The sequence below is a fragment of the Paenibacillus sp. J53TS2 genome, assembly GCF_018403305.1.
GTDB lineage: Bacteria > Bacillota > Bacilli > Paenibacillales > Paenibacillaceae > Fontibacillus > Fontibacillus rhizolycopersici.
Genome location: NZ_BOSK01000019.1, coordinates 1 through 12,359 on the forward strand (window position 1 = coordinate 1; position 12,359 = coordinate 12,359).

Consider the following 12,359-nt stretch of genomic DNA (forward strand, 5'->3'; position numbering starts at 1 on the left):
TGTTTGACTTGCTCATTGAAACAAACTGACGAGATTAAAAATCTCATTGTATTACTCACTCGTTGTTCAGTTTTCAAAGATCAACTTTCGTTATCGTCTTATCGGCGACAACTTTTATAGTATATCACCCTGTAAGAAATATTGCAAGAGTTTTTTTATCGATCGGTGAATTCTAGTTCATAACTCATCGTCTTACAAATTTCAGCGGGTAAATAATAATATACCTCAAACTACCCCCAAAAATCAACCCTAGGAAAGAACTTCCTCAATATGCAGCTGTCGCTCCACGACCAAATTAACGATTTGACCTTGAACCGATACCATCGGGCGCGTAGGATGATTCCGATCGGAGAATACAATTTCCCCTTCACTCCCGTTGTTTAAGCGCACCCGCGTCCCGTGGTGGAACTGAGTGACCTTATCAACAAAAGTTTGCACAACGCCAGGATCAAGTTTACCGAAAGCCTCAGACCGAATTTCCTCCAGAACCAAATAAGGCGATTTCGCTTTGCGATAACGACGGTTCAACGTCATGGCATGGAAGATATCCGCAACGCTTACGATCTTCGCGTAAATATGAATCTTGTCGCTGGTCAAGTGGAACGGATAACCGGTACCGTCCATCTTCTCGTGGTGCTGCAGCGCGGTCAGCCGCACACCCTCATTAATCGCTGCCGTTTTGCGTAGCTGTTGATAGCCGTAAGTCGTATGCATCCGCATTTCCTCGGCTTCGTCCGAAGACAGTTGAGTTGGTTTATAGAGGATCGCCGGATCGATTTTCGTATTCCCGATATCGTGAAGCAGTCCAGCAAAAGCCACCTGCATCCAATCCTTCTGAGGCAATCCATGCCATTGCGCCAGCAGATAAGAGGTCAAGGAGGTAAGAATGGCATTATGATACAAGTAATCGTATTCGTTCATATTGCGTGGGATAAACGTCAACGCATGATAATGCTTTAGCTGACGCACGAGCGCCTCCAACTGATGACGAAGCTCGTAGATCGGCAATTCTGAGGCGAGCACGGATTGAAAGGCACTTTTCGTCAAGTGCAGCATCCGATCATATTCGCGGTACAACGAGGTTAATGTGCTGATCTCCTCTTGTTTTGCGTTATCTGCCACCGCAGCTGTGCCCACCAAGGCCGTCCTTGGCGATTCCGTGGCTTCTACAGCTCCCTTTCGCTCAGGAACCGCAAAATCTTCTACTTCAACCTGCCGGACCATAAAGGCGCGTAAGATATCCAAATCTCTCGGAAGCAAAACCTTGCCCTTTTGCAGCAAAAGACCGCCCAATGGACTATAAACATGACTCAACAACTTTACTCCCGGTTTGACATCCGCGATTGAGATACTAACCATCCTTTATTCTCTCCTTAGGGTAAGACTAGGGTTCTGAGTCTCTACAATTTTACATATTCTAGGAACAAAGAACTAGAAGCCGCTATTCCCATTATAGTACGTGGTTAAAATAGCTAGCAATCTTTCTTTTTTAGAGGAGAAAAGAAAACAAAAAAAGACCCCTGAAACGGGAGTCTCAGGAGTCCTTATAGATTATTCTTCGGCGTTATCCTGTCCGGATTCTGCTTCATTGCCTTCAACCGCTTGATCTTGATCTTCCGAGAGTTCGGCATCCCCGTCTTGATCCTCTTCCTCGCTCTTGTCCGAGCGGCAAACGGTCGCAACAGAATCGTCCTCGCGGATGTTGATCAGCTTCACGCCTTGCGTATTCCGACCCATGGTGGAGATTCCCTCCATGCTCGTCCGGATCAACGTACCGCTCGCGGTAATGATCATCAGGTCCTCGTCATCCTTAACGACCTTGAGTCCGACAACCGTCCCGTTCTTGTCCGTTACATTTATCGTTTTGATCCCTTTCCCGCCGCGGCTTTGCGAGCGGTATTCCGAAACCGGCGTCCGCTTGCCGTAACCTTTGGCAGTAACGATCAACACGTCTTGGCCCGGAATGACCACGTCCATGCCAATAACCGCGTCGTCGTCATCCAACGTGATGCCTTTGACCCCGGTAGCTGCCCGGCCCATCGAGCGTACATCGCTTTCCGGGAACCGGATCGACATGCCTTGAGCTGTACCCATGATGACTTCCTCATTACCGTAGGTCAGCTTCACGTCGATCAACGTATCATCCTCGCGCAGGTTAACCGCGATCAAACCGCCTCTGCGGATATTGATATAGTCTTCGATCGGCGTTTTCTTTACGATGCCATTCTTCGTGGCGAAGAACAAGTACTTATCGTCGTCAAAGCGTTCGACCTCAATTACCGCGTTGACCGTCTCCCCCTGCTCGATCTGGATCAGGTTGATGATTGGCGTCCCCCGCGCGGTACGGCCCAGCTCTGGAATCTCATACGCTTTGAGCCGGTAAGCCTTCCCACGGTCGGTAAAGAACATCAGATAATGATGGGAGTTCGTTACGAACAGATGCTCCACGAAGTCATTATCCTTGGTGTCCATCCCGACAACGCCCCGTCCGCCCCGCTTCTGGCTACGGTACGTCGTTACCGGCAACCGTTTGATGTAGCCGGTATGCGTGATCGTAATGACCACTTCTTCTTGTGGGATCAAATCCTCGTCAAGAATGCTCTCTTCGCCGATCGTAATTTCCGAACGACGTTCATCAGCAAATCTCTCACGGATTTCCTGCAACTCTTCGCCGATAATCTTGAGCACAAGGTGTTCGTTGGCCAGGATTTCACGATATTCAGCGATCTTCTGCAGCAATTCGTTATATTCGTCTTCGATCTTCTCGCGTTCCAAACCGGTCAAACGGCGGAGTCTCATGTCGAGAATCGCCTGTGCCTGTTCGAAGCTGAGTCCAAAACGAGTCATCAAGCCTTCGCGGGCTTCCTCATCCGATTTGGATCCCCGGATCAAGGCAATAACCTCGTCGATATGATCCAAGGCAATCCGCAAGCCTTCCAGGATGTGCGCCCGGGCTTCGGCTTTTTTCAAATCGAATTCCGTACGCCGGCGAACAACCTCCACCTGATGCTTCAGATAATGACTCAGAACGTCCTTCAGCGTCAGAATCTTCGGTTCATTGTTGACGATTGCCAGCATATTAATGCCAAACGTGCTTTGCAGCGCCGTATGCTTGTACAAATTGTTCAGTACGACGTTCGGATTAACGTCCCGGCGAAGCTCGATGACGACGCGCATCCCTGTACGGTCGGACTCGTCGCGCAAGTCGGTGATGCCGTCGATCTTCTTCTCGCGGACCAACTCAGCGATTTTTTCAACCAAACGGGCCTTATTGACCTGATAAGGGAGCTCCTCTACCACGATACGCGCTTTGTTGTTGTGTTCCTCAATCGTGGTCTTGGCTCGCATCGTAATGGAGCCGCGACCTGTCGTATACGCTTGACGGATCCCCGAGCGACCCAGAATATAACCTGCCGTCGGAAAATCCGGACCTTTGATATAATCCATCAATTCCAGCGAACTGATCTCCGGATTCTCGATCAAAGCATGAACTCCGTCGATCACTTCTCCTAAATTGTGCGGCGGAATGTTCGTCGCCATTCCGACCGCAATCCCCGACACCCCGTTGACCAACAGGTTCGGAAAGCGGGAAGGAAGTACGACCGGTTCATGCTCCTCGCCATCGTAGTTCGGCATGAAGTCGATGGTTTCTTTGTTGATATCACGCAGCATTTCCATTGCGATTTTGGATAACCGTGCTTCGGTATACCGCATCGCCGCGGCCATATCACCGTCAACCGAACCGAAGTTGCCATGGCCTTCGACGAGCATATATCTCATCGAGAAATCCTGTGCCATCCGCACCATCGTCTCGTAAACGGCGGAATCCCCGTGGGGGTGATACTTACCGATAACTTCGCCGACGATCCTCGCCGACTTCTTAAACGGTTTGTCCGGATGCATCCCCAAATCGGACATCGCATAGAGAATGCGTCGATGCACCGGTTTCAGACCATCTCGCACATCCGGCAACGCACGGCTGACAATAATACTCATGGCATAATCCATAAAGGACTCGCGCATTTCCACATTAATGTCCCGATCTATGATTTGAGAGAATTTTTCTTCCGCCATGCTGGACCTCCTTCATAATCTATCCACGTGCCTTCGTATGGGAAAAAGCCCGAAAAACCGCCACTTTCATTATATTACTTTCACAAATCAAGCTCAATTAAACGTGACCGGTCTTAAGTACACGATCCATATAGACAGCAAAAAATAGGGATGTGTCCACTCCCATCGAATCATACGTTCATACACTACGGATATAGGCATTTTCTTGGAATCGCTGAAAAGCTTATAAAATCCCCATATCTTATAATTATACCATTGTTTTTCTCTTCTGTCCTATGTTTTTCGCACGGATGAGAACGGACCGTACGGCCCGAAAGAAAGGAAGGATAAACGATTTGACGATCCAACGTATCGCAAGCAAGTGGGAGAAAACGAAAGTGATCCGCCAGAAGGAATCCCTTCGTCCATACATTCCGGATACGCGAAAATACTCCTTTGAGCATCTCCGGGATATGCTGGTGGCGTACGGTTATGTCTTCGTCAAACCGGATCACGGCACCTATGGCATCGGCGTCATGAGTATCGAGCTATGGAAAGATGACCTTAACCCGGACAGCCCGCTCCAATATAAGCTCCGGCACGGAATTGAATATGAACTGCATCCAACGTTGGAGGAGCTGCACGCCGCGTTAACTGGGAAGATCGGGACAAAGCCTTATCTGATCCAAAAAGGCATCCATTTGCTCACTTACCGCCGCCGCAGGTTTGATATCCGCGCCCTCGTGCAGCAAACACCGAATAAGACCTGGGAAACCACCGGGTTTATCGGGCGGATTGCCGCACAGCAAAAAGTCATCACCAACTATCATGGGGGCGGCAGCGTCATGTTAATCGAGGATTTGCTAGGGTCCTATTTGACACCCAAGGAATTTACTGAGAAATACAAGGAAATGAAATCGGTTGGCGTACAGGCGGCGGTCCAACTGGCTCGTAAATTCCCCAAACTTAAGGAAATCGGCTTGGATATCGCGATTGACGAGCAACATCAAATCTGGATTCTTGAAATCAATACGAAGCCGGCCCTATTTCCCTTCAAAATGCTGCATCCGAAAGAGGTGTACCAAAAAATCCGGCGTTACGCCGTCGCTTACGGACGGTTAAAAGGCAAATCTGCCAAAGCGAAATAGGAAAAGGCTGTTCCGACTTAGCCAGGGGAATCCCGGCTAGTTAGAACAGCCTTTTCTATAGGGCGTTATTAAAATGCTTAGATATCGAGGTTCTTAACGTATTTCGCGTGCTCATGGATGAAATCACGCCGCGGCTCCACGTTGTCGCCCATCAGCGTATCGAAGATCGCATCCGCCTGGATCGCGTCGGAAATCGATACCTGCTGCATCGTGCGGCTCTCTGGATCCATCGTTGTTTCCCAGAGCTGTTCAGCGTTCATCTCACCCAGACCTTTGTACCGCTGTACGTTGACTTTAACGCCTTCGCCAAATTCTGCGATGATTTCATCGCGTTCCTTCTCTGAGCCGGCGTAACGAACCACTTTGTTGCGCTCGATTTTGAACAATGGCGGCTGCGCGATGTAGACGTAACCCGCTTCGATGATTTTACGCATGTAGCGGAAGAAGAAGGTCAACAACAGCGTGCGAATATGCGCACCGTCGACGTCGGCATCCGTCATGATGATGATCTTATGATATCGTGCCTTCCCGATATCAAATTCCTCGCCGATCCCGGTGCCAAGCGCCGTAATGATCGCCCGAATCTCAGCATTGCCGAGAATCCGGTCCAGCCGTGCTTTCTCGACGTTCAGAATCTTCCCGCGCAGCGGCAAAATCGCCTGAAAATGGCGATCCCGTCCTTGCTTCGCCGATCCGCCCGCCGAGTCTCCTTCGACGATGTACAGTTCACTGATCGAAGCGTCCTTCGAGGAGCAGTCGGCCAGTTTGCCCGGCAAGGCACTGACTTCAAGAGCGCTCTTGCGCCGCGTCAACTCGCGGGCTTTACGAGCGGCTTCTCGTGCCCGCGAAGCTTGCAGCGACTTCTCCAAGATCCGCCGGGACACGGAAGGATTCTCATCCATGAACTCCTGCAGCTTCTCGGCGAACAGCGATTCTACGATACCCCGTACCTCGCTATTGCCCAGCTTGGTTTTCGTTTGACCTTCGAACTGCGGTTCCGGAATTTTAACGGAAATAATGGCCGTCAAGCCTTCACGGACGTCATCCCCGGTCAAGTTCGAATCATTATCCTTGATCATACCGGTCTTGCGGGCGTAATCATTGATGATCCGGGTCAGGGCGCTCTTAAAGCCGGACTCGTGCGTTCCACCCTCATGCGTATGAATATTGTTCGCGAAAGAATAAATATTTTCCGTATAGCTGTCGTTATATTGCAATGAAACTTCAACCTGGATCATGTCCCGTTGTCCTTCGACGTAAATCGGATCCTCATGAAGGACTTCCCGATTATTGTTCAGGAAACGGACGTATTCCATGATCCCGCCTTCGTAGTGGAAGGAATCACTGTGATCGGTACGTTCATCGGCAATGGTGATATTAATGCCTTTGTTCAAAAAGGCTAATTCCCGAACCCGCGTCAACAGCGTATTGTAATCAAAGGTGGTCGTCTCAGTGAAAATTTCCGGATCCGGATAAAATCTCGTCTTCGTTCCCGTTTCGGTCGTATCCCCGATCACTCGTACATCGTATTGGGGTGCACCGCGATGGTACTCCTGCTGATACACATGACCATCCCGCTTAACTTCGACAATGACCTTAGTGGACAGAGCATTCACGACGGAAACGCCAACCCCGTGCAAGCCCCCGGATACCTTATATCCGCCGCCGCCGAATTTCCCGCCCGCATGAAGCACGGTCATAACGACTTCCAGCGTCGACTTCTGCAGCTTCTCGTTCAAACCAACCGGAATCCCCCGGCCGTTATCGATGACCGTTACGCTGTTATCATGATGAACGATGACGTCGATTTTGTTCGCATAGCCGGCCAGCGCTTCGTCGATACTATTGTCTACGACTTCCCATACCAGGTGATGCAGGCCCCGTGCGCTGGTCGAACCGATGTACATCCCCGGCCGTTTGCGCACCGCTTCCAAACCTTCAAGCACCTGAATATTACTCTCGTCATATGTTTGTTCGTTCATTGACAATGCCTTCACCTACTTCTCTAGAATCAAACTCAAGGCTAAACCGCCAAAATCACGTTCGCTTTCTTCTTCAGCGTTGCGGAGGATATCGGCGAGTAATAGATCTCCTTCTGGGTCACGACGATCGACTTCGGTTCCTCTTCGCCGATGCGCACCACGTTCTTTACCTCAAGCGCATGGCTGAGGAACTGCTTGGATATTTTTGAAGATTTCTCGATCGTGATATCGAAAATGGCGATCAGCTCAGAAGAGAGAATCACCTTTTCTCCGCCCAAATGAATATACATCCGTTTTCCTCCGTCCTTAGCCTTGGACTTGTCCTTCCTGAACATGAAAAATGCTGGCGTCCTGTAGCCGGCTCGCATTGATGCTTTCGATCCCTGTAGCCGTAATGAACGTCTGCACTTTGCTCTGAAACGTCTCAATCAATTGGGTTTGGCGGTAAGGATCTAATTCCGATAAGACGTCATCCAAAAGAAGGATCGGGTACTCCCCGATTTCCTCGTGGATGAGCTCAATTTCCGCCAGTTTCAAAGATAATGCCGTCGTCCGCTGCTGACCCTGGGAGCCGTAGACCTGCGCCTCATTGCCGTTGATAATAAACGACAGATCATCGCGGTGCGGTCCGCAAAGCGTCATGCCGCGGCGAATTTCCTGATCTTTCATTTGTGATAACTTTATCATAAATTGCCGCAATAGGACAGCTTCATCTTCTTCTTCGGCTTCGCCAAACGAGGGAAGATAAGCCAATTTCAAGGTTTCACCGCCTCCGGTAATCCCCTCGTGAATCTGCTCTGCCCACTTTTGCAGTTTGCTTATAAATTGTTTCCTTTTTTTGATAATTTTAACACCATGTTCGACTAACTGTTCGTTCCAAATGTCTAGCATCGTCGTCAGTTCAGGGCCAGCGCCCCAAGCCTGCTTCAACAAATTGTTACGTTGGATCAGCACCTTCTGATACTGCTGAAGATGATAGAGATAGCTCGGCTGAACCTGACCGATCTCCATGTCAAGGAACCGGCGCCTTACCCCGGGAGTTCCTTTGACGATTTCCAAATCCTCAGGAGCGAACATGACGACATTCATGGCTCCAATAAAATCGCTCAACTTCCGCTGCTCCAAACCGTTCAGCTTTGCTTTCTTGCCTTGCGACGTGAATCGAAGCTCCAGTTGTACCGCACCATACTTCTTCTCTACCTCCGCCGACACCACGGCATGGTCGCTGCCGAATGAAATCAGCTCCTTGTCTTTGCCGGTCCGGTGCGATTTCGTTAGTGCGAGTACGAACAACGCCTCGAGCAAGTTCGTTTTCCCTTGAGCATTCCGCCCAATGATGAGATTAACCGCGCCAAAAGAGTCCAGCGTAAGGGTGCCGTAATTGCGGTAGTTTTGCAGCGATAGTCGATTTACAAACACGTTCTAAGCCCCCTCATCATCCGCGGGTCTTTGGCAGTCTGGCCCCGGGCAGAGCGCTTCAGGGTGCTTGTTCTCCCGCCACCTGAAAAGATCCGCATCCTTCCACCTCAACGATATCGCCTGGATAGAGCTTCCGGCCGCGACGCTCCTCCGCCTCACGGTTGACCTTCACAGCACCTTCCTGCAGGATCGCCTTGGCCATCCCTCCGGTGGACACACAATCCGCCAGCTTCAGGAAAGAATCTAGTTTAATATATTCGCTCGAGATGGAAATTATTTTCATTGGCGTTTGCTCCTTTTTTTCTTTGAAACGACTAGTTCGTAGTCCGGTATGGCAGGATCAGATAAAGGCTCTGGCTGTCGTCCACCGGCTTGATAATGATGGGGCTCATGGCACCCGTAAATCCGATGTGCAGCTGTTCGCTTTCTACGACCTTGAGCACATCCAGCATGTATTTCGAGTTGAAGGAAATACGCAACGGCTCGCCTGTGAACTGAGCCACGTCCAGTTGCTCGGTTACCTTACCGAGCTCGGAGGAGCTAGAGGAAATTTCGATTGTCCCGTCTTCCATCGTTTGCAGGCGAACGATATTCGTCTTCTCCTCGCGGGAAAGCAAATAAGCGCGGTCGATCGAATCGCTTAGCTTCTTGGTATCCAGGACGAGTTCTGTTTTATAAGTGGTCGGAATAATCTTGGAAGTATCCGGATAAGTTCCGTCGAGAATGCGAGTATAGAACAACACGCGATCGATCTTGAATAAGACTTGATTGTCGGCGACGACGATCTCGACGCGTGTATTTTGATCAGGAATGATCTTGCTGAGCTCACTCAAGGTTTTACCGGCTATAACGATATTGCTAAAACGTACGCCATCCGCGTCGTCTAGTCCGGCAATCCGGCTGGCTAAACGGTGACGGTCCGTCGCTACGAATTTAAACTGATTATCCGCCAGGTTCCACAATACCCCAGTCAGAATCGGCGAGGTTTCGTTCGTTGAAATGGAAAAGCCCGTTTGGCGAATCATATTCTTCAACAAATCGCCGGGAATCGAAATGACCTGATTCTCTTCGATGCTAGGCAGTACAGGGAATTCCTCTGGATCAAGTCCTACCATTTGGATATCGGTTGAGCCGGAGCGGATGAAGGTTTGAAACCCATCCTGCACTTCCATTTCGATCTCGGAGGAAGGCAGCTTCTTAATAATTTCAACGAAGAATTTTGCTGGCAGGACAACACTACCAGGACGTTCCACTTGAACGATTTGCTTCTCTTGATCCTCAGCCGGAATAAAGGCCTGGATGGAAATGTCCGTATCGCTGGCGGTCAGGGTCATCCCTTGAAAGTTCACATCCAGCTTGATCCCGGTCAAAATCGGAATCGTTGTCCGGCTCGAAATGGCCTTGGACACGTGTTGGATCGATTCATTGAGATCATGTTTCAAAATACGGATTTTCATAAATTCAACTCCTAAACGTTTTATGAAGCATACGCTTCTATGATTATCATTGCAGTTAAACTCACTTCATCACTTCGGAAGCCCTTGAGTCGTCATATTCATGGCCTCCGAAGCATAACCTAGAGGTATGTACGGTTGAGGCAATCCAAACTCTCTTCCTCTTTGGACTGGACAAGATGGCTTGGAAGAGGTTCCCCGAACCGGTGGCTTGTCCGCCGTTTATGAAGATGTATATATCTTTTAATAGATTAGAAGAAGTAGTAGGGGCACTGAATATGTGGATAACAACCAAATCAATATGAAATGAAGCCTATCCACATGTGAATATCATGTGCATAGGCTTATCCCTTATTCAGGTAGCACTTTTTATTTTTTCGGTAATGTTGTTCACAATTTTGAATAGCTCCTGGTCCGCCTTCAGTTGCTGAGTGATTTTCTCGTGGGCGTGAATGACCGTCGTATGGTCGCGCCCGCCAAATGCGTCGCCGATCTTCGGCAGCGAGAAATCGGTCAGCTCTCGGGCTAGATACATAGCGATTTGCCGCGGAAACGCAATCGCCTTGGTTCGTTTGCGCGCCTTGAAGTCGTCCAGCTTCAAATTGTAGTAATCGCCGACCTTTTGCTGGATGTCCTGGATCGTGATCATCTTCGGACGGCTGGAAGGAATGATATCCTTCAGCGCCTCGGCGGCCAAATGGGTTGTGATGTCTTGATTGATCAAGGAAGAGTAGGCGACGACGCGGATGAGCGCGCCTTCCAGCTCGCGGATGTTGGTATCGATCTGATTCGCGATGTACATCATCGCTTCATTCGGAATATCGAGGTTTTCCGCTTTGGCTTTCTTCCGCAAAATCGCGATCCGGGTCTCGAGATCCGGCGGTTGGATATCGGTGATCAGTCCCCATTCGAACCGGGAGCGGAGCCGCTCCTCAAGCGTTGGAATCTCTTTCGGCGGTCGGTCGCTGGAGATAATGATTTGCTTGCGCTCCTCATGCAGCGCGTTAAACGTATGGAAGAACTCCTCCTGGGTTGATTCCTTGCCGGCGAGAAATTGAATGTCGTCGATCAGCAAAATATCGATGTTGCGGTATTTGTTGCGGAAGCTTTCCGCGCGGTTGTCCCGGATGGAGTTGATGAATTCATTCGTAAATTTCTCAGAGGAGATGTATACGACTTTACTGCTGGGGCTGTGTTCCAAAATGTAATGTCCAATCGCATGCATCAGATGCGTCTTGCCCAGTCCCACACCACCATAGAGGAACAGTGGATTGTACGCCCGCGCCGGCGCCTCGGCAACCGCCAGGGAGGCGGCATGGGCAAACCGGTTGCCCGATCCGATAACGAAAGTGTCGAACGTATACTTCGGATTAAGCATATGGGAAACGCTTTCCTCGCTTGGGACGGGAGCGGGAGGTTCCTTGTAAACCTGAGCTTGCTCGGGCGGGGCCGACTCCTCAATCACGAAGGAGACGTCGACCTGCTTGCCGATCACCTCAAGAACGGTGGTGGCCACCAGCTTGGTATAGCGGCTCTCCAGCCATTCCACTGCGAACGTGGTCGGAGCGGAGATCACGATCGTTTGATCGGCCAAGGAGACCACCTTGGTTGCTTTAAACCAGGTGTCAAAGCTAGGTTTACTCAATTTCGTATTAATGATGGATAAGATATGTTGCCATATTTCCGAAGTATGGCTGTCCACAGACTGTCACTCCTTTTAAATCTTCCAATTGTGGCTTAAGCCATGCAGAAAGAGGTCGAAAAAACATAAATAAAGGGGAATTTTATCCCCAGTGTTAAGTAAAGTATAATCATTTTAAAACGATAAAATTTCGAATTGTTCACAATGTTATCCACAGCCTGTTAATAAATCGGCGGATAAACTTAGATATTCACAACGAAAACAATATAATCATAGCAAAAGAAGGCCTGTTTTTCAATGAGCTGTCTGCTTTTATCCACAAATTCAATAACTTGTGCATAATTATCATGCACACCACTACATATTGTTTATAATTTGTTTAAAATTCGACAGGGAGTCCCAAAATCTCAAAAAAAATATTCACAGGTTATTACAAGAAAGCTCGAACTACCGAATTTGATGTGTATAAATCAACCGGCAGGGATAGACAGTTAGCTTCGTTCTTCTTGGTAAAAATAAAAATCCGACCAACCCTTGATATGCTCCCCCTACTGTAGACAGGTGAAATAATAAAACCTGTTTACCGTGAGGGGGAGCATTTTTCATGCCAAATAAAAAGCTTACCGACGTAGAGAAGTTAGCCATTGTACAGGAAATCGAG

Annotated in this window: 10 protein-coding genes; 1 reads left to right on the forward strand and 9 read right to left on the reverse strand. The window is 49.3% G+C overall.

What is annotated here, in order from left to right; translation table 11 throughout:
* Positions 1-249 precede the first annotated feature (249 nt).
* Together KJS42_RS22775 and gyrA are read right to left on the reverse strand one after the other, a co-directional pair.
* The gene (locus tag KJS42_RS22775; RefSeq protein WP_213624176.1) at positions 250-1,359 is read right to left on the reverse strand and encodes an HD-GYP domain-containing protein; all 1,110 of its coding nucleotides are present in this window, start codon (positions 1,357-1,359) and stop codon (positions 250-252) included.
* Positions 1,360-1,551: 192 nt separating this feature from the next.
* On the reverse strand, positions 1,552-4,074 hold the full coding sequence (gene gyrA / locus KJS42_RS22780) for a DNA gyrase subunit A (RefSeq protein ID WP_213624177.1): 2,523 nt from the start codon (positions 4,072-4,074) through the stop codon (positions 1,552-1,554).
* A 335-nt stretch (positions 4,075-4,409) separates the two neighbouring features.
* Between gyrA and KJS42_RS22785 the strand changes: the two genes are divergently transcribed.
* On the forward strand, positions 4,410-5,201 hold the full coding sequence (locus KJS42_RS22785) for a YheC/YheD family protein (RefSeq protein WP_240908585.1): 792 nt from the start codon (positions 4,410-4,412) through the stop codon (positions 5,199-5,201).
* A 77-nt stretch (positions 5,202-5,278) separates the two neighbouring features.
* Here KJS42_RS22785 and gyrB read toward each other — a convergent pair whose 3' ends face one another.
* The 7 genes from gyrB to KJS42_RS22820 form a co-directional block, all read right to left on the reverse strand.
* Positions 5,279-7,183, reverse strand: a complete 1,905-nt coding sequence (gene gyrB, locus KJS42_RS22790) for a DNA topoisomerase (ATP-hydrolyzing) subunit B (RefSeq protein WP_167521151.1) — start codon at positions 7,181-7,183, stop codon at positions 5,279-5,281.
* Between the two features lie 41 nt (positions 7,184-7,224).
* Positions 7,225-7,473, reverse strand: coding sequence for an extracellular matrix regulator RemB (remB, locus tag KJS42_RS22795; protein ID WP_155604515.1), 249 nt, complete (start codon positions 7,471-7,473; stop codon positions 7,225-7,227).
* 16 nt (positions 7,474-7,489) lie between these two features.
* Positions 7,490-8,602 (reverse strand): DNA replication/repair protein RecF, encoded by a 1,113-nt coding sequence (gene recF / locus KJS42_RS22800; RefSeq protein WP_213624178.1) that lies wholly within the window; start codon positions 8,600-8,602, stop codon positions 7,490-7,492.
* A 58-nt stretch (positions 8,603-8,660) separates the two neighbouring features.
* On the reverse strand, positions 8,661-8,885 hold the full coding sequence (gene yaaA / locus KJS42_RS22805) for a S4 domain-containing protein YaaA (protein WP_155604516.1): 225 nt from the start codon (positions 8,883-8,885) through the stop codon (positions 8,661-8,663).
* A gap of 31 nt (positions 8,886-8,916) precedes the next feature.
* On the reverse strand, positions 8,917-10,059 hold the full coding sequence (gene dnaN, locus KJS42_RS22810) for a DNA polymerase III subunit beta (protein WP_155604517.1): 1,143 nt from the start codon (positions 10,057-10,059) through the stop codon (positions 8,917-8,919).
* A gap of 352 nt (positions 10,060-10,411) precedes the next feature.
* Positions 10,412-11,758 (reverse strand): chromosomal replication initiator protein DnaA, encoded by a 1,347-nt coding sequence (dnaA, locus tag KJS42_RS22815; RefSeq protein WP_213624179.1) that lies wholly within the window; start codon positions 11,756-11,758, stop codon positions 10,412-10,414.
* Between the two features lie 387 nt (positions 11,759-12,145).
* A partial coding sequence (locus KJS42_RS22820; protein WP_213624180.1) for a hypothetical protein occupies positions 12,146-12,359 on the reverse strand: 214 nt, incomplete at its 5' end.

What these genes read in the sequence shown, in the direction of transcription:
- KJS42_RS22775 (WP_213624176.1), bottom strand. Translation starts at nt 1,359, where the DNA reads ATGGTTAGTATCTCAATCGCGGATGTCAAACCGGGAGTAAAGTTGTTG.
- gyrA (WP_213624177.1), bottom strand. Translation starts at nt 4,074, where the DNA reads ATGGCGGAAGAAAAATTCTCTCAAATCATAGATCGGGACATTAATGTG.
- gyrB (WP_167521151.1), bottom strand. Translation starts at nt 7,183, where the DNA reads ATGAACGAACAAACATATGACGAGAGTAATATTCAGGTGCTTGAAGGT.
- remB (WP_155604515.1), bottom strand. Translation starts at nt 7,473, where the DNA reads ATGTATATTCATTTGGGCGGAGAAAAGGTGATTCTCTCTTCTGAGCTG.
- yaaA (WP_155604516.1), bottom strand. Translation starts at nt 8,885, where the DNA reads ATGAAAATAATTTCCATCTCGAGCGAATATATTAAACTAGATTCTTTC.
- dnaN (WP_155604517.1), bottom strand. Translation starts at nt 10,059, where the DNA reads ATGAAAATCCGTATTTTGAAACATGATCTCAATGAATCGATCCAACAC.